Annotated in this window: 24 protein-coding genes, 1 pseudogene and 1 other annotated feature; of the genes and pseudogenes, 5 read left to right on the top strand and 20 right to left on the bottom strand. The window is 36.7% G+C overall.

Annotated elements, in window-relative coordinates; all coding sequences use genetic code 11:
• Window positions 1-114: 114 nt before the first annotated feature.
• The gene (locus HMPREF2810_RS09725; RefSeq protein WP_002383360.1) at window positions 115-2,337 is read left to right on the top strand and encodes a HelD family protein; all 2,223 of its coding nucleotides are present in this window, start codon (window positions 115-117) and stop codon (window positions 2,335-2,337) included.
• Between the two features lie 120 nt (window positions 2,338-2,457).
• The gene (locus tag HMPREF2810_RS09720; RefSeq protein ID WP_002383359.1) at window positions 2,458-3,063 is read left to right on the top strand and encodes a hypothetical protein; all 606 of its coding nucleotides are present in this window, start codon (window positions 2,458-2,460) and stop codon (window positions 3,061-3,063) included.
• A 57-nt stretch (window positions 3,064-3,120) separates the two neighbouring features.
• Here the strand turns inward: HMPREF2810_RS09720 and HMPREF2810_RS09715 are convergent, their stop codons facing one another.
• The 9 genes from HMPREF2810_RS09715 to HMPREF2810_RS09675 all read right to left on the bottom strand — a co-directional run bounded on the left by HMPREF2810_RS09715 (window position 3,121) and on the right by HMPREF2810_RS09675 (window position 12,151).
• Window positions 3,121-3,342, bottom strand: coding sequence for a hypothetical protein (locus HMPREF2810_RS09715; protein WP_002366304.1), 222 nt, complete (start codon window positions 3,340-3,342; stop codon window positions 3,121-3,123).
• Between the two features lie 99 nt (window positions 3,343-3,441).
• Window positions 3,442-5,451 (bottom strand): methionine--tRNA ligase, encoded by a 2,010-nt coding sequence (gene metG, locus HMPREF2810_RS09710; protein WP_002355813.1) that lies wholly within the window; start codon window positions 5,449-5,451, stop codon window positions 3,442-3,444.
• Between the two features lie 187 nt (window positions 5,452-5,638).
• Complete coding sequence (locus HMPREF2810_RS09705; protein ID WP_002383357.1) at window positions 5,639-7,030, bottom strand: amino acid permease; 1,392 nt, start codon at window positions 7,028-7,030, stop codon at window positions 5,639-5,641.
• A 40-nt stretch (window positions 7,031-7,070) separates the two neighbouring features.
• A complete protein-coding gene (locus tag HMPREF2810_RS09700) occupies window positions 7,071-7,934 on the bottom strand; it encodes a GRP family sugar transporter (RefSeq protein WP_002383356.1) in 864 nt (287 codons plus the stop codon).
• A 147-nt stretch (window positions 7,935-8,081) separates the two neighbouring features.
• Window positions 8,082-9,107, bottom strand: a complete 1,026-nt coding sequence (gene sapS, locus HMPREF2810_RS09695) for a two-component system sensor histidine kinase SapS (RefSeq protein WP_002358842.1) — start codon at window positions 9,105-9,107, stop codon at window positions 8,082-8,084.
• Window positions 9,108-9,120: 13 nt separating this feature from the next.
• Entirely contained in the window at window positions 9,121-9,795 is a 675-nt protein-coding gene (gene sapR / locus HMPREF2810_RS09690; protein WP_002355809.1) for a two-component system response regulator SapR, read from the bottom strand.
• An 88-nt stretch (window positions 9,796-9,883) separates the two neighbouring features.
• The gene (locus HMPREF2810_RS09685) at window positions 9,884-10,108 is read right to left on the bottom strand and encodes a hypothetical protein (RefSeq protein WP_002355808.1); all 225 of its coding nucleotides are present in this window, start codon (window positions 10,106-10,108) and stop codon (window positions 9,884-9,886) included.
• 275 nt (window positions 10,109-10,383) lie between these two features.
• Window positions 10,384-11,256 carry a VOC family protein gene (locus tag HMPREF2810_RS09680; protein ID WP_002383355.1) on the bottom strand — a complete coding sequence of 291 codons (873 nt, stop codon included), beginning with the start codon at window positions 11,254-11,256 and terminating at the stop codon, window positions 10,384-10,386.
• A gap of 64 nt (window positions 11,257-11,320) precedes the next feature.
• Window positions 11,321-12,151, bottom strand: coding sequence for a LysR family transcriptional regulator (locus HMPREF2810_RS09675; protein WP_002358839.1), 831 nt, complete (start codon window positions 12,149-12,151; stop codon window positions 11,321-11,323).
• A 112-nt stretch (window positions 12,152-12,263) separates the two neighbouring features.
• Here HMPREF2810_RS09675 and HMPREF2810_RS09670 point away from each other — a divergent pair, with 112 nt between their 5' ends.
• Together HMPREF2810_RS09670 and HMPREF2810_RS09665 are read left to right on the top strand one after the other, a co-directional pair.
• Window positions 12,264-13,292 carry a YeiH family protein gene (locus HMPREF2810_RS09670; RefSeq protein WP_002383354.1) on the top strand — a complete coding sequence of 343 codons (1,029 nt, stop codon included), beginning with the start codon at window positions 12,264-12,266 and terminating at the stop codon, window positions 13,290-13,292.
• Window positions 13,293-13,385: 93 nt separating this feature from the next.
• Entirely contained in the window at window positions 13,386-14,561 is a 1,176-nt protein-coding gene (locus HMPREF2810_RS09665) for a SulP family inorganic anion transporter (protein WP_002419366.1), read from the top strand.
• A gap of 15 nt (window positions 14,562-14,576) precedes the next feature.
• On the opposite strand, the gene HMPREF2810_RS09660 is transcribed toward HMPREF2810_RS09665, so the two are convergent.
• The 3 genes from HMPREF2810_RS09660 to HMPREF2810_RS09650 form a co-directional block, all read right to left on the bottom strand.
• The gene (locus HMPREF2810_RS09660; RefSeq protein WP_002361365.1) at window positions 14,577-15,092 is read right to left on the bottom strand and encodes a GrpB family protein; all 516 of its coding nucleotides are present in this window, start codon (window positions 15,090-15,092) and stop codon (window positions 14,577-14,579) included.
• A gap of 17 nt (window positions 15,093-15,109) precedes the next feature.
• Window positions 15,110-15,604, bottom strand: coding sequence for a GNAT family N-acetyltransferase (locus HMPREF2810_RS09655; protein ID WP_048942391.1), 495 nt, complete (start codon window positions 15,602-15,604; stop codon window positions 15,110-15,112).
• A 67-nt stretch (window positions 15,605-15,671) separates the two neighbouring features.
• Complete coding sequence (locus HMPREF2810_RS09650; RefSeq protein WP_002370721.1) at window positions 15,672-16,031, bottom strand: DUF1304 domain-containing protein; 360 nt, start codon at window positions 16,029-16,031, stop codon at window positions 15,672-15,674.
• Between the two features lie 67 nt (window positions 16,032-16,098).
• Between HMPREF2810_RS09650 and HMPREF2810_RS16250 the strand changes: the two are divergent.
• A pseudogene (locus HMPREF2810_RS16250) lies at window positions 16,099-16,479 on the top strand (MmcQ/YjbR family DNA-binding protein).
• A gap of 45 nt (window positions 16,480-16,524) precedes the next feature.
• Here HMPREF2810_RS16250 and rplT read toward each other — a convergent pair.
• From rplT to opp1B, 8 genes are all read right to left on the bottom strand, one after another.
• A complete protein-coding gene (rplT, locus tag HMPREF2810_RS09640; protein ID WP_002355799.1) occupies window positions 16,525-16,884 on the bottom strand; it encodes a 50S ribosomal protein L20 in 360 nt (119 codons plus the stop codon).
• Between the two features lie 60 nt (window positions 16,885-16,944).
• Entirely contained in the window at window positions 16,945-17,145 is a 201-nt protein-coding gene (gene rpmI, locus HMPREF2810_RS09635) for a 50S ribosomal protein L35 (protein WP_002355798.1), read from the bottom strand.
• A gap of 113 nt (window positions 17,146-17,258) precedes the next feature.
• Window positions 17,259-17,780: a translation initiation factor IF-3 gene (gene infC / locus HMPREF2810_RS09630; RefSeq protein ID WP_002355797.1), complete on the bottom strand. Its 522-nt coding sequence runs from the start codon at window positions 17,778-17,780 to the stop codon at window positions 17,259-17,261.
• A 54-nt stretch (window positions 17,781-17,834) separates the two neighbouring features.
• Window positions 17,835-17,966 (bottom strand) — a sequence feature (ribosomal protein L20 leader region).
• A gap of 212 nt (window positions 17,967-18,178) precedes the next feature.
• Window positions 18,179-19,249, bottom strand: a complete 1,071-nt coding sequence (locus tag HMPREF2810_RS09625) for an RNA-guided endonuclease TnpB family protein (protein WP_002383347.1) — start codon at window positions 19,247-19,249, stop codon at window positions 18,179-18,181.
• Window positions 19,250-19,289: 40 nt separating this feature from the next.
• A complete protein-coding gene (gene opp1F / locus HMPREF2810_RS09620) occupies window positions 19,290-20,246 on the bottom strand; it encodes an oligopeptide ABC transporter ATP-binding protein Opp1F (protein WP_002355795.1) in 957 nt (318 codons plus the stop codon).
• Window positions 20,246-21,304 carry an oligopeptide ABC transporter ATP-binding protein Opp1D gene (opp1D, locus tag HMPREF2810_RS09615; protein ID WP_002355794.1) on the bottom strand — a complete coding sequence of 353 codons (1,059 nt, stop codon included), beginning with the start codon at window positions 21,302-21,304 and terminating at the stop codon, window positions 20,246-20,248. Before opp1D ends, opp1F begins: the two co-directional genes overlap by 1 nt.
• A 9-nt stretch (window positions 21,305-21,313) precedes the next feature.
• The gene (opp1C, locus tag HMPREF2810_RS09610) at window positions 21,314-22,366 is read right to left on the bottom strand and encodes an oligopeptide ABC transporter permease Opp1C (RefSeq protein WP_002355787.1); all 1,053 of its coding nucleotides are present in this window, start codon (window positions 22,364-22,366) and stop codon (window positions 21,314-21,316) included.
• Complete coding sequence (gene opp1B, locus HMPREF2810_RS09605) at window positions 22,366-23,307, bottom strand: oligopeptide ABC transporter permease Opp1B (protein WP_002381304.1); 942 nt, start codon at window positions 23,305-23,307, stop codon at window positions 22,366-22,368. The genes opp1C and opp1B overlap by 1 nt, the downstream gene beginning before the upstream one ends.
• Between the last annotated feature and the right edge of the window lie 51 nt (window positions 23,308-23,358).

The raw sequence follows: 23,358 nt of genomic DNA, 5'->3' as shown, positions 1-23,358 counted from the left end.
CCTCTCTACTTTATCATATTTCTTGAAAAATCTGAATGACTAGGCGACAAGATTCGCCATTTCCTCATAAACAGCGCTTGCATTTATGCTAAAAGTAACGTATACTATTCAGTCATGTTATTAAAAGGAGGAATCTCCATGACCGATGAAAAAATTTATGAACAACAGCATTTAACAACGGTTTATCATGAGCTGCAAGCGGCTAAAAAAGTTTACGAAGAACAATTGGCGAACACAATGAAAGATGGCAAACATATGCTAGAAGAATTTGGTCGCGATTCTAAGCTGAATTTTGATAGTTATGCCGATAATCTAGAAACGTTTGCCATGTTGGAAATGAAGAACCGTGAAATTGATCAATGGAACTTAAAAAATGAAGCAACGGCTAAAAATTTAGACAAAGTGAAACGCCTATTACAAGTTCCTTATTTTGGCAAAATTGGCGTGACTTTTGAAGACAGCCCTGAAGAGCCAGAAAATTTTTATATTGGCGTAAACGATTTTACTTCTTTAGAAGAAGAAACGCGCATTCACGATTGGCGCTCACCGATTGCTTCGTTATTTTATGACAATGTTTTAGGGAAAACAGCCTACATTGCACATCAACAAACCATTCCTGTACAACTTGATTTGAAAAGACAGTTAATTATTGAAAAAGATCAATTAATCAACTATTTTGACACAACCATTGCGATTCAAGATGATGTGTTATTGCATTCTTTAGAAGAAGATGCTTCTCCTTACATGAAGGACATTACGACAACCATTCAACAAGAACAAAATCAAATAATTCGTGACGAAACGCAGCCACTCCTACTAGTCAACGGGATTGCTGGTAGTGGGAAAACGTCTGCGATTATGCAACGGATTGCTTATTTACTTTATCAACATCGAGCAGAAATTACAGCGGATAATATTTTATTACTTTCACCAAATTCAACATTTATTGATTATATTTCTCAAGTTTTACCGAATTTAGGCGAACGAAATCCCTTGAATTTGACTCTTTTACAATTTTTGCGCTTCACTACCAAAGAAGCATGGCCAATGGAAGAAGAAAAGGACTATTTCGAACGCATTACTCGCTCTGAGGTAACGGAGCAAGAGCACGTTATTCGTTCAAAAGAATTTGCAACGTTTCTTTTAAGCAATCCTGAAAAAGCAGTTGTGCAGCCACATTTTTTCCGTCCTTTAACTTTTAAAAAGCAGACCTTATTTACTTCAGAAACAATTTTTAAACTTTATCAAGAAACACCAGCTGACTTGAGTATTCGCCAACGAATTTCAGCCACAAAAGAAAAATTAACCAGTCTTTGGACACGGTACTTATTAAAACAAGCCCATTCTAAAAAAATGTTGGATCAATTCCAAGATTTAACAGAAGCTGAACAAGTTCGTTATTTTGGCACAGTGATTACCGAAGATAATGAAAAACATCTGGCTGATTTTGCTTTAAAACGTTTGAAGAAAAAATATCGCTCTATCACTGCCGCTATCAAAAATGATGCTTGGCTAGATCAATGGGCCTTTTTTGAAACGTTTTATTCTTTATTCACTGGAAAATCGTATCAAAAAGAGACAGCTGTTTTCACAGCCGATGAAATTGTGGCCCTTATTTTGGTGAAACATGCATTTATTGAAAACCTCGCCAACCAACAAATGGCTTTTATCCTAGTCGATGAAGTCCAAGATTATACAGAAGCCCAATTATTATTACTGCTGACACTTTTCCCTAAAGCTAGTTTTACTTTAGCTGGTGATGAAAATCAAGCCATTTTTAATACAGCCATTGAATTTTCTGAAGCTCATGATTTATTGGTTAACGAAACCAGCCGTTCTGTTGGAACGTATCAATTATTAAACAGTTACCGTTCAAGTAAAGAAATTACACGACTCTTCCAAACATTAGGCACTCAACCAGAGCAATTAACCATTGTGCCCATCCGGCATGATGGAGAAAAGCCGACATTTATTCCTTGTGACTCTGCGTCTGACTATCTTAAAGCAATCGTCACTTCCATTGCAACTTTTGATCCGAAAGAAAGCACCGCCATCATTACTAAAACTTTTGCAGAAAAAGAACAATTAACAAAAGAACTCAGTGCTTCTCTTTCATTGGAAGAGCATCCGTCACTGCAAGTTTTATCAATTGATATGGCAAAAGGTCTAGAATTTGATAATGTAATTCTTCATAACCCAAATGTTAATCGTTATTCCGACAATAAACGAGATAAAAAAATCCTGTATACTGCTATTTCTCGTGGAATGAAACGGGTCGTTTTACCTTATACCGGCACACTTTCTGAATGGTTTACACCTTACTTGGCATCCCAGTAACTGAGACTTAAGGCGGATTTTATTTTTAGAAAAACCACTTATAATAGACGAGTAGGCACTGCTTTTTAATTAGCAGACCTACTCGTTTGTTGTCTCTTAAGTTGAGAGGAGCGTGATAAGGTGAAACAATCACCTGATTTAGAAAATTTTTTAAAAACCTCTATCCAAAAAAATGTAACTATTGAGCGAAAACAACAAAACCAAACCATTTGGCACTGGCTACTGCTTATTTTATTTGGCTTACTAACTTTTGGCTCACTGACACAGCAGTTACTCCTAATTGGCTTGTTTACACTTATTGCCGCTATTGTTAAAGGTCCCTTAATGCTCGTCTGGGGAACCATCTATTCGGCGTTAGTGGCTTTGTTTCCACCTTTTGCTTTAGTCCTATCTTTACTTTTTTTTATAATTAATTTAGGCACCGTTATGAAAAGTTGGCGTATTACTTTAACAAGTGCTTACTTTTATCTAATTCCTTTAGGTTTTAGTCTCTTGAAAACGACCGACTGGGTATCAACGCCTTATTTCCTGACAGGCTTGGCTTTGTTAAGTATTTTAGGACTGCATTTTATATTAGAGTGGCTCTATAAAAATAATAGCTTAGGCCGTTTACTCACGTGGCAAATTATCAGTGTCCCTTTTTCACTCTTACTGATCATTTTACCAAGTCGCCTAACGAAAGGCCGTTTTGGTAAAAAACGAATACCTAAAAAAGTGAAACTCTAAAATAGAAAAGCCTAGGAAAAATCGCAAATGATTTTTCTAGGCTTTTCTTCGATTCTTTTAATTTAAAAATTCGTTGATTTTTGATTTTAGGACGTCGATAATATTATTTACTTCTATATCGCCACTTTCTATTTTTTTCCACAAAACAAAGCCCCAAATAATTATATTTATCGTAACTAAAGCACCAATAATACGTTTATTCCTAGCAGATGTATAGGCCTTTCTCCATTTTGGATCATTTTTACGTCTTTTTAAAAATTCATAAGTATGATAAGCCATCAAACTTCCCCCACATCAAATCACTTTTCTTCTAGTATACAAAAAAAGTAGTAAAGATAAAAGGTTACAATTCACCTTTTATCTTTACTACTTATGCTTTTATGCGATTCCTGCACCATTTGGCATTTCTTTTGGTGCTTCAACAATTTGAAGTTTCCCTTCTGGTGATTCAGCTGAAAGAATCATTCCTTGGCTAATTTGACCACGCATTTTTCTTGGTTTTAAGTTAGCCACAATAACTACTTTTTTGCCAATTAGCGCAGCTGGATCTGGATAAAATTCAGCAATACCTGAAAGAATTTGACGATGGTTTTCATCTCCAGCATCTAAACGGAATTGCAATAATTTATCTGCTCCTTTGACTTTTTTGCAGTCAATAACTTCGGCAACTTTTAATTCCACTTTATCGAAATCATCGTACTTAATTTGTTTTTCTTTCGTTGAAACTAACGTTGTTTCTTCTGGATTCCATTTAATATCCTCTTCTGTAGCACTTTCGCTTTGGGACATTTTCTTTTGAATATACGTTACTTCTGTTTCAATTTCTAAACGTGGGAAAATAGGTGTTCCTTTACTTGTTACTGTTACGTCTGTTGGGAACTCACCAAAATGAATATTTTCCATGTTCATTGTTTCTGGATCTAAGCCTAATTGTTCGAAAATTTTCCCTGGTGTTTCTGTCATGACTGGTTGCAATAAAATTGCCACAATTCGTAAGCTTTCCGCTAAATGGATCATGACACTTTCTAATTCGTTGCGTTTCTCTTCTTCTTTAGCCAATACCCAAGGCGCTGTTTCATCAATATATTTATTTGCACGAGAAACTAGCGTCCAGATTTCTGCAATGGCCGTATTAAATTCCATTTTTTCCATTGCTTCATGATATTTTCCAATAACATTCGCCGCAGTTGTCGATAGTTCACTATCAAATGGGGTAACTTTTGAAGCATAGGCTGGTACTTTGCCATCACAATATTTATTAATCATCGCAATTGTTCGATTCAACAAGTTTCCTAAGTCATTAGCTAAATCATAATTTAAGCGAGAAACGAAATCTTCTGGTGTAAAGACGCCATCACTACCAAATGGAATTGCTCGTAATAAATAATAACGTAACGCATCTAGACCGTAGCGTTCTACTAACATTTCAGGGTAAACAACATTTCCTTTAGATTTAGACATTTTTCCGTCTTTCATCAATAACCAACCATGTCCAAAGACTTTTTTCGGTAATGGTAAATCCAAGGCCATTAACATAATTGGCCAATAAATCGTATGGAAACGCACGATTTCTTTCCCAACCATTTGTACGTTCGCAGGCCAATATTTTTGGAATAATGAATCATCTTCTGAGCCATAACCTAGTGCTGTAATATAGTTTGATAACGCATCAATCCATACGTAAACCACATGTTTTGGATCATTTTTTAATGGAATTCCCCAAGAGAAAGTCGTTCTTGAAACGGCTAAATCTTCTAATCCTGGTTTGATGAAGTTATTTAGCATCTCATTTTTACGAGATTCTGGTTGAATAAATTCTGGATGTTCTTCGTAATATTGTACCAAGCGATCCGCATATTTACTCATGCGGAAGAAATAGGATTCTTCTTTAACTAATTCGACTTCGTGACCACTTGGTGCTTTCCCACCAATGACATTGCCTTCATCGTCACGATATACTTCAGCTAATTGTGTTTCAGTGAAAAATTCTTCATCAGAAACTGAATACCAACCTTCATATTCTCCAAGGTAGATATCTCCTTGTTCTACTAAACGATCAAAAATTTGTTGCACGGCTGCCATGTGATAATCATCCGTTGTCCGAATAAATTTATCATAGCTGATATCTAATGTTTTCCATAATTTTTGAACATCTGCTGCCATTTTATCAACGTACTCTTTTGGTGTCACATTCAACTCAGCAGCTTTTTTTTCAATTTTTTGGCCATGTTCATCCACACCTGTTAAATAAAATACATCAAAACCCATTAAACGCTTGTAACGGGCCATTGCATCGCAGGCGATTGTTGTATATGAATTCCCAATATGTAACTTCCCACTTGGGTAATAAATTGGGGTGGTAATATAAAATGTTTCTTTCTGTGACATACAGAAAAAACCTCCTTTAGTCATTTTCCTAAACCCTCAGGATTTACTCCTAAACAGTATACCATAATTAGACATTATTAAACTATATTTCTTGTCGGTTTTCTCTTGAAAATGAAGAAAATGCCAGAAAGAAAAGAGAGAAACACCTGTCTATTTGACAAGTATTCCTCTCTTTTTTCGTTCACTTTTATTCTTTTGTCTCGAAACGAACGATACTATGGTGTCGTCCATAAAAGAAATAAATAGCCAAACCAATCACTACGGCTATGCCAAATACTTGCCAAGTAGCTAAAGACAATTGGAACATCAAAGCCGCGCAAACCACGATTGAAATTAATGGTAGAACCGGCACAAGTGGTACTTTAAATTCACCTGCTTGCGGTTCTCCTTTCATTGTTCGTAATTTGATAATTCCTAAAGCGAGAAACATCAGATAAAAGAGTGTCACGATATTTGTAAGTTCAGCCAACATCTCCATTGGAACAACACCAGCAAAAACCATTGCTAAAAATCCAGCTACATAGGTTGCATTCTTAGGTGTGTGCCGCTTCTCATCGATTTTGCTCATAAACTTCGGCAATAATCCATCTTTACTAATCGCATAAATCACACGGGCTAAACTGTACATCATCGCAATCGTCACTGTTAATAAGGTTAAAATAGCACCAACTGAAATGATTGTCGCAATTGCGCCATGATTAATGAAGCGCATCGCAAAAGCCACCGGATCCTTGACCCCTAAATCCGTAAATGGAACAATCCCAGTTAAAACTAACGTAACAACAATATATAACAATGTTGAAATAATAATGGAACCAATAATCCCTTTTGGAATATCTTTTTTCGGATTCTTCACTTCCTCCGCGGCCATGCTAACCGCATCAAACCCTAGAAAGGCAAAGAAAACTAAGGCAGCACCACTGAAAACGCCTGAAAAACCATAAGGAATAAATGGTTGCCAGTTCGTTGGTTTCACATAAAAGATCCCAACGAGAACAAATAATAAAATAATCCCAAACTTCACGAAAACCATTAAGTTATTTAAACGTAACGCTGTTTTCGCTTCTAAAGATACCCAAAAAGTTACGGCTACAACGACCAACATGGCAATCAAATCAATATATGTACCATTTGTTGGATTATAAGCGCCACTTAACGCTTGCGGCAAAGAAAAACCTAAGCTATCCAAAAAGCCATGGACATAGCCTGACCAACCTGAAGCAACGGATGAAACCGCCAAGAAAAATTCACAAATAATCATCCAACCAGTCATCCAAGCCACAATTTCTCCAAAGACCACATACATGTAGGCATACGGCCCACCAATGACCGGAATACGTGATGCAAATTCTGCATAGCATAAACCAGATAAAATAATCGCGGCTGCTGCTACCAGAAATGATAAGACGAGCCCTGGACCTGCATAGCGTTCCGCTGCGACACCTGTCACAACAAAAATCCCTGTTCCTACTACAGCCCCAATTCCTAGAAAAATTAAGTCCATCGTCTTAAGATTTTTTTTCATCCCACCACTGTCATTGACAGGCACAGTGATTTCTTTTTTTCTGAAAATAGACATGTGTTTACCCCCGTAAAAAAAATAAGCGTAAATAAACTATTTACGCTTTCATATACCCTAAAAGAATACCACCTAGAATAACAAAAATGCAACCAAAAATAACATAAAACATTTCTTTTTTTGATTTTCTTTCGCCTAAAAGGAAGATGCCCCCAAGAGTCGAAATAATAATCCCCATTTGTGATAAAGAGAAGCTAATAGCTAAGCCAATTTCACGCATGGTTAATAACATACAAATATTTCCTAAGCCCCAAAGCAGACCCGTCGTCATATTCATCCAAACAAAACGATCAACTTTGACTTTTTTGAAGGCAAAGAAACTAGCCCCCACTAACATACCAATACTTTGTGGCAAAATAATTCCCCACGGATCTAAACCAGTGGCATTAATAATGATGGTATAGACACCATACCCAACTGTTGAGAAAATCAAGGCCCGAATCCCTTTATTAAAATCTAACATACTGTTTGAGGTTTTCGGTTGACTGTCATCATCTTGTCGAGCTGTTAAATACACCCCAAAAACTAAAAAGGCTAAAGCGATAAAGCCTACAACAAAGTCTTTTGTTTTTGTCCATTCATGGAAAAAAACAGCCCCTGCAACGGTATTAACAACTAACTGCATCCCAGTTGAAATTGGTAAGCCAACTGAAACGCCCATATATTTCATGCTATGAAATTGTTGATTCTGTCCCAAACTCCAGAATAAACCAGATATAAATCCAACAATTAATGTGGCTGTCGTCAACGTAGGCTGGATAACAAAAAAGATAACAATTGAAAATAGTAATGCGCCGATTGTCATACCTAACGTTTGTTGATTGGCGCTTCCACCAATTTTACCGCTGACTAAACCAATACTGCCCCACGCAATCATGGGCACTAAAGCGATAAGTAAACTCATAATATTCTCCTAACAAATTTATTTCATTTCATTCTAACAATAAAAACGTTTTCTAAACAACTAAGAAGAGTAAGAGAAGTTAGCAAGAAAGTTTTAATAAATAAAAAAAGGCCTATCACCTCTTTAATTTGCTGATAGACCTACTTTTTATTTCACTTCATTATAATAACTGAGGGAAGGGAAAAACAATGTCATCGTCGTACCTTGCCCTTCTGTCGATTCGACTGTTAAATCATGACCTAACTTTTTCGCTAAGCTATGGGCCAAATACAGGCCAAGACCAGTCGAATGCTGTTCACTTTTCCGCCCGTTTTCTCCAGTAAATCCTTTATCAAAAATGCGTCGTTGATCTTGCATCGGAATGCCAATCCCAGAATCTTTTAAAGATAAATAAATACCTTGTTTATTTTTGGAAATTAGAACCGTAATTGTGCCGCCTTCTGGCGTATACTTGACTGCATTACTTAATAATTGGCGGAAAATAAAAATGACCCATTTTCGGTCGGTTAAAACCGCTTCATCTTCTCCTTCAATTGAGAATTGCAATCTTTTTTGGATAAAATAATTTGCCTGCGTACGAACAACAGATTGCACAATTTCTTTTAAAGAATATTCTTGGAGTAAATAATCTCGAGAAAAGCTGTCCAGTCTAGCATAATATAGGACTTGCTCGACATATTCATCAATTTTCCCTAACTCATTTTCCAATAGATAATATTTTTTCTCTGGAATATCATCTTCGACAGATTGTACCAGTAAAGTGATAGCCGCTAGGGGGACTTTGATTTCATGAACCCAAGAGTCAATGTAATCTTTTTGGTCCTGTTGGTTGTTAATTGCTTGCTGCATGGTTTGTTGGTGCTCTTGCAATAAACCGTTAATATACGTTTGGACAAGTAGCTCTTCTTCTTTTTCTGCTGTATTCAAATATTCTTGTAAAGAAGGCGGCTCTTTTTCCGTTGCCAACGAAAGCCACCACTTACGTTTTAAATAATAATCAATTGTTAAAAATAGCGATAAAAACACACTTTGCAGTAAAAAGATATAGCCAACCACTGTCCAATCTAAGCGGACATTAGGAGCCAACCATAAAATAAAACAAGTTAAGAACAGAAAAAATAACCAACCAATTAGTAATAACCAGCGATCTTTTAAATACTTTAGAATGGTCATTGTCTACTCCTATCTAGGGCACCATATAACCGACGCCCACTTTGGTTTCAATATAGCCAGCAATCCCTGCTTGCTCAATTTTTTTTCGTAAACGATTGATATTTACCGTCAACGTATTGTCATCCACAAAACGTTCATCGTCCCATAAAGCGCGCAATAGTTTTTCACGTGTTAAAATTTTTCCGTGCTTTTTCATTAAAAGATACAGTAATCGGTATTCATTTTTACTTAAATCGATCATTTCGCCTTTGATTTCCATTCGTCCATTGTCCACATTTAAAGTAATGCCATTATGTGAAAGCACTTCACTATCTGTATCGGAATAGTTATAAGAGCGGCGCAACAAAGCATTGATTTTAGCAATTAAAACATCTATCTGGAACGGTTTTGTAACAAAATCATCCGCGCCCATGTTCATCGCCATAATCATATCCATATTGGTACTACGACTCGAAATAAAAATAATTGGTACTTTAGAAACTTCACGAATTTTTTGACACCAATAGTACCCGTCGTACACAGGTAAATTAATATCCATCAAGACTAATTGAGGATTCTCCTCTTGAAAATCATCCAATACATCATTAAAATCGGTTGTTCCAATCGTTTCAAATTGCCATTTTTGTAATTCCTCGCTAATTAACTCTCGAATGGTTGTTTCATCTTCGACAATCATGATTTTAGCCATGCAATCCCACCTCTTTTATTTCTAAATTTTCATCTTTCTTATCCTAACAAACTTCATTCTTTTTGGATATAGGACTTTATGATGATTTTTACACTATTTCAAAAATAGGCGCTAATAATTCCCATTCTGATAACATGATGAATTTACCAACAAAAGCAAAAATACCATCTAATAATAACACAGACATATTAATTCCTAATACAATAGAAGCTTTTTCGACAATTGGCATGGACTTTTTATTTTTCAAAATAAGATATAAAACAAAGTTCGTTCCATAAGTAAAAACTGTTAACAACACAATTAACTCAATCATTTTACCACTTCCTATTTTGGACTTTTCATTTTTCCTTCAATAATTTACTACTCTTGATTATAGCATAATCTTATAAAAAAATCGGCAGAGTCCTAACCCTTAAGATAAAAAACAAAATAGAAGTAGCCTCTTTGGAACTCGCAAGAATCGAGCCTTTTTTTAAGAGTTGAAGGTCTTGATCCTTAAAAGACAAGTCCTTCAACTCTAGTATGTTCCATGCATAGGAATTGATACCAACGTAACGAAGTGTAGTCGATCAGACAACCTCAGTTTTTCTAATGATTATATTTGTCATACACTTCTTTTAACTGGTTTAAATCTATTTTTTTCATTTGGTACAATTTTTTGGTCACTTCATTTGCTCTAGCTGGATTTGAGTCAGATAAATAACGTTTCAGTTCAGGATTGCCTGTTTGCCAACTGACCCCAAATTGATCTTCCATCCAGCCACACGGCCATTCTTTCCCTTTAGCAGTCACTTGTTGCCATAGCCGATCTATTTCCTCCTGATTTTCACAATCAATATAAATGGAGAAGGCCATGGTAAAATCAAAATCATGTTTATCTCGTGCATCCATTACTCGAAACGGTTGCTCCTGTAATGTGAAAAGTGCTTGCGCAATGTTCCCATCTTCATATTCAACTTTTTCAATTATTTCGCCTGGACCGAAAATCGCCAACCATTCTGATAGAGCTTTGGCTGCTTCGCCATATTTTTCATTAGCAAACATAAAGGTTGGTACAATTGTTTGTTCTTTTCCTGAAAAAGACACTTGCCAAGAGACACCAAATTTGTCCACTACCCAACCATATAAAGGACTAAAAGGATATTCCCCAAAAGGCATCAAAATCTGTCCGTCTGCTGTTAAATTTTTCCACAACGTTTCTGTTTGTGATAACGTTTTACATTCAACAAAAAATGAACTAGCTGGTGTAAAGGAAAATTCTGGTCCGCCATTTAAACCAATGATTGTTTGGTTCGCCAAGGTAAATTCAATGGTCATTAATGATGTTCCTTGAGGTTGATGCTCTTCATTAACGTAGTTCGTTTTACTTAGAATCGCACCTTTTTCAAAGATTGTTATATAGAAGTTAGCAGCTTCTTCCGCTTGTGTGTCAAACCATAAACATGGTGAAAATTTAGGCATTGTGGTTCCCTCCTTCGTTTTCTTTAGTGTAGTCAAAGATTGATAAATAAACAAAGAGAACGTTTTAGTATTTATTCATTTCCGTCTGATAGAATCGATAAATTGCTTGTTTTACTTCTTGAAGCAAGGAGGATTTTAAATGTCCCCGTGTCAAAAAATAAAAGGAACGCCAATACTTTTCACCTAACGTTTGGAAAGGAATTTTTTCAGTAATCGCCTTTCTTGAAAGCAACGATTGCCCCATGCCCAATTCCAACATTTTAACAATCATTTCATTATTTTTAACCGTCATGAGTGTTGGGCTTTGATTACTTTCTTCTAAATACTGTTGGGTATAATGAAAGACCCCAGAATCCTTTTCACGTACCAACCAATTCTGATTGGCAGGGTCCCCAGCTAAAACCAATTGATCCTGAATAATTTCTTCACGAGAGGCGCCTTTCGTAATTAATGGTTTTTCGATAAAGCCAAAATCAACTTGATGTTTTTCAACTTTTTCCACTACTTCTTCTGAATTGTTCATTTCTAAAACAAAATTGATCGTTGCATACTGTGTCTGTAAATGCTGCATCAGTTGCGGCAAATAATAAACTGCAAAAGTATTAGACGCAGCAATTCGGCAAGTTTCTTTAGGTAATCTCGCCTGATGAAGAGCTGTTAATGTTTCTTGCCAATCATCAGCTAAATTTAGCAAACGATTATACAAGACTTCCGCTTGCCTAGTAGGGACTACATCTTGTCGACCATTTCTTAAAAACAATGAACAGCCTAATTCTTCTTCTAATTGTTTGATTTGATTAGAAACGGCTGGTTGTGATATATATAGGCAGGTAGCTGCTTTGGAAAAGTTCATTTGCTCATACACAATTTGAAAAGTCTTTAATAATTTAAACATAGGTATCCTTTCGATAACTTTCTATTATAAATATTATTTTAACTATTTATTTCTCAAATGTAAAAAATTTCGTTATACTGGAAGTAATGAACAAGAAAGAGAGATTTTTTCAATGAAAAATTCAGAAAATGATTATATCCAATCTTTATTACAAATTCTTCCCGGCTTGCTAACAGCTTTCCTTGTCGCCTGCCTTAGCAAGTTTTTTGCCATCTGGTTACCTAGCTTAGGCGCCGCAACGATAGCTATTTTACTAGGAATCTTTTTGGGAAATACCTTTGTTCGCGGTGCCAATTTAAATCGCGGAACCAAAGTAGCCGAAAGTAAATTACTAGAATTTTCTGTTGTTTTATTGGGAACCACCGTGACCTTTCAAACGATTGCCCAAATTGGCTTACAAGGTGTCGCATTTATTCTCATTCAAATGTCGCTGACCATTATTTTTGCCTATTTGATCGGTAAAAAACTGGCTTTTTCTGATAATATGTCTTTATTGATGGCTGGTGGTAATGCCGTTTGTGGATCCTCTGCCATTGCTTCGATTGCTCCAGCAATTCAAGCAGATGAGGAAGAAAAAGGCCAAATCATTACTTTAGTAAACTTATTAGGAACCGTTTTAATGTTGACCTTACCCATTTTAAGTGGGATTCTCTATGGTACCAATTTGTTAGCTCGTAGCGCACTAATCGGAGGGACTTTACAATCAGTTGGTCAGGTTGTCGCCAGTGCCAATATGGTCAATGAGAACGCAGTTCAACTAGCGATGCTCTTTAAAATTATGCGGATTGTCCTACTCGTAGCAGTTGTCTATTTATTTGGACGTTTCAAGCAAAGTAAGACGGCAGAATCAGAAGCTGAGTTGGTAGAAGTCACCAAAAAAAGCAGTGCCCTACCTTGGTATGTAGTTGGCTTTTTCATTGCCTGTGTCTTTAATAGTTTGATTCATTTCCCCGTTGTGATCAGTGAGACTGCTCATTTCTTTAGTTCTTGGTTTGAAATTACTGCCTTGGCAGCAATCGGGTTACGACTCGATTTTAAAAAGTTTTTCCAAGAAGGCAAACGTTTCTTAATCTATGGTTTATCAGTAGGAACTGTTCAAGTCGTCCTAGCCATTTTGTTGTTGGCACTGCTACAGTTCTAATAAAAAAGTTTGACGTTAACACGTCAAACTTTTTTATTTCAGCTTATTCATGCTATTATGAATAAGGTTTTATTAACTTAAAGGAGTTTTTCGATGTTATTTAGTATTAAAAAAAGCGAATGGTTAGGCAATGAACAAAATGATCTCTTTGCCGGTCTCGTTTCTTCTGTCGCCATTTTACCAGAAGTAATCGGGTTTGCGATTATTGCTGGTGTTCACCCGCTTTCTGCAGTGTTTGCTTCAGCTGTTACTTTACTTGTGATTACTTTTACGGGCGGCCGTCCGGCAATGGTTTCGGCGTCTGCTGGCTCAATGGCCTTAGTCCTTGCAGGCTTAATTCAAGCACATGGTTTGTCATACATGCTTGCTGCGACTATTTTAACAGGCTTTCTACAATTTATTTTAGGTTATTTAGGTATCCATAAATTAATGCGCTTTATTCCCAAGACAGTGATGTACGGATTCGTCAATGCGTTAGCCATTTTAATTTTCATGGCGCAAGTACAACAATTGCCTCATCAAACACTGTGGTCCTACGGCATGATTATCTGTAGTATCTTACTTATTTATCTATTACCTAAGTTTATTACAATCGTGCCTCCTGCTTTAATTGTTATTTTATTCATGACTATCCTGTCCTATTTTTTAAAAGGTCATTTGCAAACGGTAGGTGATCTTGGTGAAATGAGTCAGTTTCATCCAGCGATCCGTTGGCCTAATGTACCCGTCAACTTAGAAACGTTGTGGATTATTTTACCTAGTTCTGTTGCCTTAGCAATGGTCGGGTTAATTGAATCTTTATTGACGATCCCCATTGTGGACAAAATGACAACGAGCCAAAGTGATAGCCAACGAGAAGTTAAGGCGCAAGGATTCGCTAATATAATTACCGGCTTTTTTGGTGGCCAAGCTGGCTGTGCGATGATCGGGCAAGCGGTCATTAATGTTAAATCAGGGGGACGAAAACGGCTTTCTACTTTGATTTCAGGTATTACCCTCCTTCTATTCATTTTTGTTTTTAAATCCGTGATGGTAGCCATTCCTACAGCTGCATTGATTGGGATCATGATGACAGTGGCAGTCGACACCTTTGATTGGGAAAGTTTACAGCTTTTCCGAACTTTTGAAATTACTGAAATTGTTATTTTACTCGTGACAGTGGGTGTGATCGTCTATACGCATAATTTAGCGATTGGAATTATTCTAGGTGTTCTTTTAAGTGGTCTTCTTTATCATTTTTTCAAAAAAGAACCAAAAAAAAGTTGCTAGCTTTAGCAACTTTTTTTATTTTTCCCAATATTTCTTCAACGCTTCTTTTTCTATTTTCTTAATGAACGCATCTTTGCCATCCATATATTTATCAATGCTATCGGGGTGTGCTTGGGCCAATTGCTTTTTTAATGTACCATAGGTTGTAGCAATTGCCGGATTTTCTCGTAAATAATTTCGAAAAGCAAGATGGCGCAAAATTTCTTGCGTATTGTCAAACTGATAAATATGCACATGATGTGTTCTTTTTATCGGGCCTTTTCGTAAATAACGACGTCCTGATAGCCCAAATTCCCCCATATATTCATAACCGATTCTTTCAAATTCCCCTTGTAACAGGTCTACTTTTTCAATTTCTTCAACAATGACCAAAAAATCAATAATTGGTTTGGCTGCTAAATTAGGCACAGATGTGCTACCGATATGTTCAACTTTAAGACAATTTTCCTTTAGAATCTGTTTCAACGCTTGGGCTTCTTCTTCAAACTGTTCCACCCAGGCTGGTTGGTATTCAGTAACGATTACCCGCATGATTTCTTCCCTCTTTTCTATATCCGTTTCATATGTAAAATAGGAAACGGATTTCCTTGAGGATCTTCCTTTGATTCACCAATTACTTGAAACCCTTGAGATTGATAGAACTTCACAGCCCCTTCATTTTGTTTATTGGCATCAACAAAGACAATTGATTCTTGCTCTATTAACTTTTTGATAATTTCTCCACCATAGCCTTTACGAAAATAGACTGGGTCAATAAATAACATTTCCAACGTTTGTTGATTTGTTCCACTAAAGCCCACACATTTCTGTTCTTCATTTAACCACATACTTAATTGAACTTGTTGAAAATAATCAGGTAAAACTACTTCGATTTTATCAATATCTGCCTGACTCAAAAACAAATGGGTAGCTTCTACTGAAGAACGCCATAGAGAAATTAATTGAGGATAATAGTTTTTTTTTACTTCTTTTTGGTTCAGCATTTTTAATTCCTCCCTATCTAATAAACAAAGTATACCACATTTTGTCTCTCTCAATTCCATAAAAAATAGTCAAATCAACCGTGTTTTTTCTGTCGATTTGACTGTCTCTCTCTATTAACTCTGATGGCTAAACGAGTAAACTAAGCAAAGCCACGATGGCTAAACCGCCTTGTGTTAAAATAATTTTTTTATCACTAGTTAAGCTACCGTACGCCGCCACTAAAATAATATAAATCAATAAAAATTTTGTCATCTCCATCGTTGCTTGCGCAAAATAGACACTATAAATAAGTCCTGCACCGATTAGTCCATTATAGATTCCTTGATTTTTAAACAATGTAGTGACTGATTTTCTTTGTAACTCTTGCTTATCCATTTTAAAAACACGGCTTGTTGTCTCAGATGTTGGTACAATCGTTTCTAAATACATAATGTAGAAAAATTCTACCGCCACCAAGGTTACTAAAATTGTTGAAATTAATGTCATCTGCTCCCTCCTCCCATTCCTTTGAACGAAGTAATTTTATGTAATTTTTGCTATGATGTAAATAGATATGCCTAGCCTTAACGAAAGGAAGAAACCTATGACTTTTCAAGAAACTATTAGCGCCTATATCCAAGAACGTTATCAGATAACGCCCGATTTTCCTTTTAAAAAACACCCAGACTATCTCGTCTTTCGTCATCCTAGAAATGCGAAATGGTTTGCTTTAATTATGCCACTGGATGCACAACTGCTCGGCGCTACCGAGAATAAGTAGCTCACTATTTTAACCGTTAAACTTGCGCCTGAATTGATTGCCTTATTAAAGAACCAACCTGGCTATTTTCCTGCCTATCATATGAACAAAGAACATTGGTTAAGTCTTTCTGAAGAAATTCCGCTCTCACAAGTTTTTTCATTTATAGATGAAAGTTACCAACGGAGTTATTAAAAAAACACCCTACTCAAGGAGTAGGGTGTGAAAGATTATTTAAGCTTATTTGCTTAAAGCGTCTTTTGCTTGTTCAGCTAACGCTGTAAATGCTGCTGCATCGTTAACGGCTAAGTCAGCTAACATTTTGCGGTTGATATCAATCTCTGCCAATTTCAAACCGTGCATTAATTTAGAATAGCTTAAGCCATTCATACGAGCTGCCGCGTTGATACGTGCAATCCATAATTTACGGAAGTCACGTTTCTTTTGACGACGGTCTCTGAATGCATAGTAATAAGAGTTCATTACTTGTTCTTTTGCTGATTTAAATAAAGTATGTTTTGATCCGTAGTAGCCTTTCGCTAACTTAAGGACTTTTTTACGACGTTTACGGGTTACTGTTCCACCTTTAACACGTGCCATGTTGAATTCCTCCTAATATCTTGTTTCTCTTGACGGTAATCTAAAAGTCACCGAGTTGTTTTATTTCATTCTTGCTAATTGTTGGCGGATACGTTTGTAATCGCCTTTTGCAACCATGCTTGCTTTACGCAATTGACGGCGTTGTTTTTTAGTTTTACCGTGGAAACGGTGAGATGTAAAGGCACGGCCACGTTTTAAGCCGCCTCCACCAGTACGTTTTACACGTTTTGCTAATCCGCGGTGTGTTTTTTGTTTTGGCATGACTAATTTTCCTCCTCAAAATCTTTGCTTCAAGTGAAAGACTCTAACAGTCACAACTGTCGAATATCCTTCTTGTAGAAATTACCAAAAGTCCGAATGCTCGGTCTCTTCGTTTACTTGTCGTTTTTCGGTGCCAGCGTTAGAAACATGCTGCGTCCGTCCATTTTCGCTTTTTGTTCCACTGTGGCGATGTCCGCAGTTTCTTCAGCTAAGCGATCAAGAACTTTCTGACCAATCTCTTTATGGGTAATGGCACGGCCTTTGAAACGGATAGAAGCTTTCACTTTGTCTCCTTTTTCTAAGAACTTACGCGCATTACGAAGTTTTGTATTGAAGTCATTTACGTCAATTGTTGGACTTAAACGAACTTCTTTGACGTTGATCACTTTTTGTTTCTTGCGAGCTTCACGCTCTTTCTTTTGTTGTTCGAAACGGAATTTTCCATAATCCATAATTCGCGCAACTGGTGGTTTCGCTCCTGGCGCTACAAGTACTAAATCCAAGTTTGCAGATTCAGCGATTTGTAATGCTTCTGCTTTGGTTTTTACACCTAATTGTTCACCATCTTGTCCGATCAAACGTAACTCGCGTGCACGAATGCCGTCGTTAACCATCATATCCTTTGCTATGGTCATTCACCTCCAAAATTTTTAAGAGAAAATCCTAACGGAAGTCTGCTTTGTTTGCTAAATGCAATAAAAAAACAGGTTCCTATCCAGAACCCGCCAACAGTCTGCCTTACTTAAAAAAATAAGGAATACTTTATCTAGCCCAGCGATATACTCAACTAAGGCGAGAAGCGGGTGCTTCTGCTTTCATTTCTCAACTTCACTAGTTTACCTTAGTTTATCCTAGTTGTCAATATATTTCCTCAAAAAAAACGAATCTAGCATTAGATTCGTTTGAACTCGTATTTTGATTATTAATAATTAGTGGACTGTCTCAATGTGACTTCCTAGAAACAAATGGTTCAACACATGGTGTACATTTTCTATCCCCTAGGCGATCCCTGTAGTCCCTACAGTTCTTCTATTTATAAGGTTTCTCGTTTAGACAAGCCACGTTCTAAGATTTTTTGGCTTCTAAGATACTCTGAATTTTCTGTACTTTCAGAAAAAGACAACTCTGTTTCGATCTCCTCTGACTCAATACAAATGAGTTCTTTGCCATACCATTGTGCTTTATACAACAGTTTAGCTAAAAATAAAGACCAAGCCAGTTCAGAACGATCATGTTTTGGCGGCCGCTCATTACTGTGATGGGCTTTTTCAATACAAATAACATCGTAACTTGAAACCAATTCCGTTGTAATTTTGTTTAAAATATCCGTTCGTTGGTTGGCTATTTTTTCGCGAATTTTTGCGACTTTTATTTTTTGTTTTTGATAATTTTTTGCTTGTGAAAGATCGACACCTTTTTCTAAAGCAATCATCTTACGCTTGTTTAATTTTCGTTCTTCTTGACGTAGTTTTTGCTTTAAATGCTTTGAACAATAGCTTTTTTCGAAGCTTTCACCATTCGAAAGCAGCGCAAATTTTTCCCTACTGCTACAAATTCCCACCATTTTTTGTTGCTTTGTTTTTGTTTCAACCGGCGCTTCACACAAAATGGAAACATAATAATTGTGACTCGCACTCATAGAAATAGTTACAGATTTTATCTCCCCCAGTGGTTGGCGGTGTACCTTCATTTTAATTAAAGATTTCAATTTAGGTACTTTCAAATAACGATTATCCAAAATTTTGACCGTGCCATGTTGATTGTTCGTAGTGTAGGAATGCACCGTTTCTTTCTTTTTCTTTTTTGGAAAGCCCATCCCTTTTTCCCGATAAAAATTTTTAAAGGCTCGATCCAAATAAACTTGTGCATTTGCCAAGGCTAAACTATCAACTTCTCTGAGGACAGGGTATTGTTTCTTATATTGAGCTGGCGTTGGCATTTTAAACGTTTGTTGAGGATTTTTTCGCATCTCTTTGTAGATATCAATCCGGTCTTGTAACATTAAATTATACACCAAGCGAACACAAGAAAATGTTTTTTGAATAAACTCTTCTTGTTTTGAGGTTGGATAAAGTCTGTATTTATAAGCTTTCAGAGCCTTCATCTCATAACCACCCTACCAAGATAGTTAGAAAAGAAGCTGGTTATAAACCAGCTTTTCTTTTCTTCTCTTCAATTTTTTCACGGTACATTGCAACTTCGTCTTCAGCACAATAAACATAGTGTCCATTGAGAATTTCACGGAGCTCACGATCTTTCCCATCTGCCGCTGCAGGCTGGTAAACGATCCGTTTACGTGTGCGTTCATAGTCTGGATCTGGTAATGGAATCGCAGAAAGCAAACTTTCTGTATAAGGATGAACGCCAAAATTATAGACATCATCACTTGTGCCCATTTCCAATAATTTCCCACTGTGCATTACGCCAATTCGGTCACTGATATGTTTTACCATCGATAAGTCATGTGCGATAAACAAGTAAGTTAAGCCTTGTTCTTTTTGTAAATCTTGTAATAAGTTTACTACTTGGGCTTGAATCGACACATCCAAAGCCGAAATCGGCTCATCACAGATAATGAAACGTGGATTAACCGCTAAAGCACGAGCAATCCCGATCCGTTGACGTTGCCCACCAGAAAACTCATGAGGATAACGCGTACTGTGACTTGGATTTAAGCCCACCGTTTTTAAAAGTTCATTGACTTTTTCTTCCCGCTCTTTTGGTGTTTTAGCTAATCCATTGACATCGATTCCTTCAGCAATAATATCATTGACTTTCATTCTTGGATTCAATGAAGCATATGGATCTTGGAAGATCATTTGAACATCGCGGCGGAATGCTTGCATGTCCGCTTTTGATTTAATTTTGCTAATGTCTTTTCCATCGAAAAGAATTTCACCAGCAGTTGGATCATATAAACGAATGACACTGCGACCAGTTGTTGATTTTCCACTTCCTGATTCGCCAACTAATCCAAAGGTTTCGCCTTCATAAATATGAAAACTAATGTCATCAATGGCTTTTACTTCGTCTTTACGACCAACATTGAAATACTGTTTCAAACCAGTGACTTCTAATAGGACTTTTTTCTCTTCTGCCATTAATTACTACCTCCTGGATTTTTTTGACGCTCTGCATAAATTGCCCAACGACGAACAATCTCTGCTGGAGGCGTAACTTTTGGTGCTTGTGGTGCTAATAACCACGTTGCTGCTTTGTGTGTCGGTGATACTTCAAAATAAGGTGGTTCTTTTTCTGTATCAATTTTTAAAGCAAACTCATTCCGTGGATAGAAGGCATCTCCAGTTGGTGGATCTAATAAATCTGGAGGTGAACCTGGAATCGCATAAAGTTTGTCTTCTGTTCCTTCCATCGTTGGCATTGACCCTAAAAGTCCCCAAGTATATGGATGTTGTGGATTATAGAAAATTTCTTCTGCTGTTCCCACTTCAACCAGACGTCCACCGTACATGACAGCAACACGGTCAGCCACGTTCGCTACTACCCCTAAATCATGGGTAATGAAAATAATCGAAGTGCTAATTTTTTCTTGTAAATCTTTTAATAACTCTAAAATTTGTGCTTGGATGGTTACATCCAACGCTGTAGTTGGTTCATCTGCAATTAGAACTTCTGGATAACAAATTAAAGCAATTGCAATGACAATCCGTTGACGTTGTCCACCAGAAAATTGGTGTGGATAGTTTTTCAAACGTTTTTCAGCATTAGGAATGCCGACTAATTTTAGTAATTCTAATGCTTGCGCTAAGCCTTCTTTTTTTGAGACTTTATTATGTTTGATTAATGATTCCGCCACTTGTTTGCCAATTGGCATCGTTGGGTCTAATGAAGTCATCGGATCTTGGAAAATCATTGCGATTTCTTTACCACGAATGGCTTGCATTTGTTTTTCTGTTTTATGAACAATATCTTGCCCTTTAAACAAAATTTCCCCGTTATCAATATTGGCATTACTGCTCAACAAACGCATAATACTGCGGGTTGTAACAGATTTACCACTCCCTGATTCACCTACGATGGCTAACGTTTCACCTTTATAAAGATCAAAACTCACACCACGAATGGCGTTGACTTTACCTGCAAATGTATCAAAGGAGATTCTTAAGTCTTTAACTTCTAATACTTTTTCCATAGTCATTCACCACTCTTACTCTTTCATCTTAGGATCAAATGCGTCACGTAAACCATCAGCTAACAAGTTGAAACAAATCATGATAACTGAAAGTGTTGCCGCTGGAATCCACATTAAATATGGAAGGAAACGGAAAGTTTTGTATCCTTCGTTTAACAAGGTTCCTAAAGATGCGGTTGGTGGACGTAAGCCTAACCCAATAAAACTTAGGAACGCTTCAAAGAAAATTGCCGATGGGATACTGAACATCATTTGGACAATAATAACACTTGAGATATTCGGTAAAATATGTTTAATAGCAATTTTCCAACGAGATTCGCCCAATGTTTCTGCTGCCATGACAAACTCTTGGTCTTTTAGTTTCATGGTCTGGGCTCGCACAATCCTGGCCATTGATATCCAGTTTGTAATAACCATGGCTAAAACAATCGAAACAATCCCTGGATCAAAGACTGTTAGCATCAAGATCATAACAACTAAGTTAGGAATACCAGAAAGAACTTCTAAAATACGTTGCATTACTGTATCGACACGACCGCCGACTAACCCGGAAATCAGTCCATACGTTACCCCAATCGTAATATCTAGAATTGCCGCAATAAACGCAATTAATAAGGAAATACGTGTTCCCATAAATAAACGACTTAGGACATCACGACCTAAACCATCTGTTCCTAGATAAAAGTTTACATTATCTGGAACGTTTGCTTGTGCATATTTATCAACTAATTGACCAGCAACTGTTGTTTTACCATTTAAACCATTCACGCTTTCCAAGCCAGGAATTCGTGGTGGTAAGTTAATGTAAGAAACATTTTGTTTCGTTGGGTTATGTGGTGAAACCCAAATGGTAATAATAGAGATAAAGATAATAACTGCTAAGAAACTCATTGAGATAACTGCAGCTTTATTCTTTTTCAAACGACGCCATGAGTCTTGTAAGAAACTTAAAGACGGTGTGGCAATACGTTCTCTTTCTTTTAGAGTTGAAGTGTTTAGAGGCTGAAACTCATCTGCCGGAATATCTTTAATCGCTTGTGGTAGATTATTTTTATTGACTGTTTCCATTAGCCTTTTGCACCTCCTGATACGCGAATTCTTGGATCAATTAAACCATAAAGTAAGTCAACAATCAGAATTACAACAACTAACATTGTTGAATACAAAATAGTTACTGCCATAATTGTTGGATAGTCGTTTGTCATAATTGATTTTACAAACTGTTCCCCAATTCCAGGGATGGCAAAAATATTTTCTACTACTAAAGAACCTGTCATTAAACCAACGGCTAAAGGTCCTAATAAGGTAATCAATGGAATTAAACTGTTTCTTAACCCGTGGCGGAATGCAACTTGCCAGCGACTCAAGCCTTTTGCTTTGGCTAATTCGACATAATCACTATGCAAGACCTCTACCATCTCGGTTCGAATAAACCTAGCCGAATCGGCCATTGGACTCATTGCCAAGGCAATAGTTGGTAAAATTGTGTAGGCAAAACCATTCCACATAGCAATTGGTAAGATTCTTAATTTCATTGCAAAAATGTATTGTAATAATACCGCGAAAACAAAGTTTGGAATAGAACGACCTAAAATGGCTAACAATGTTGCCAACGTATCTACCCAAGTATTTTGACGCATCGCTGCGATAATCCCCAATAAAATACCGACTAACGTACCAAAGATAATCGCTTGTCCTCCCAGTTGAAGGGACGGCCCAATTCGACCAGCTAATAACTTAGCAACAGGTTGGTTTTTAAATTGGAATGAAATACCAAAGTCTCCCGTTACCAGGTTCTTTAAGTAAATTCCGTATTGAACAATCACTGGTTTATCTAAGCCAGATTGTTTATTCAACATAGCGATTGTTTCTGGACTAAGTTTTTCTTGGTTGGTATAAGGCGTACCTGGTAATAATTGCATTAAGAAAAACGTAATCGTTGCGATTAACCACAAAGTGATAATCATGAAAAAGATCCGTTTAAGAAAATATTTTCCAAAACTATTCAATAATGACACCTCCGAGATTTTTTTGACTTCCTCAGTTATTTTCGTTAAAGT

It is taken from the genome of Enterococcus sp. HMSC078F03 (genome assembly GCF_001811595.1).
GTDB classification, from domain to species: Bacteria; Bacillota; Bacilli; order Lactobacillales; family Enterococcaceae; genus Enterococcus; species Enterococcus faecalis.
Note: the sequence above shows the minus strand (reverse complement) of the source record. Positions and strands in the feature narration are given on the sequence as shown.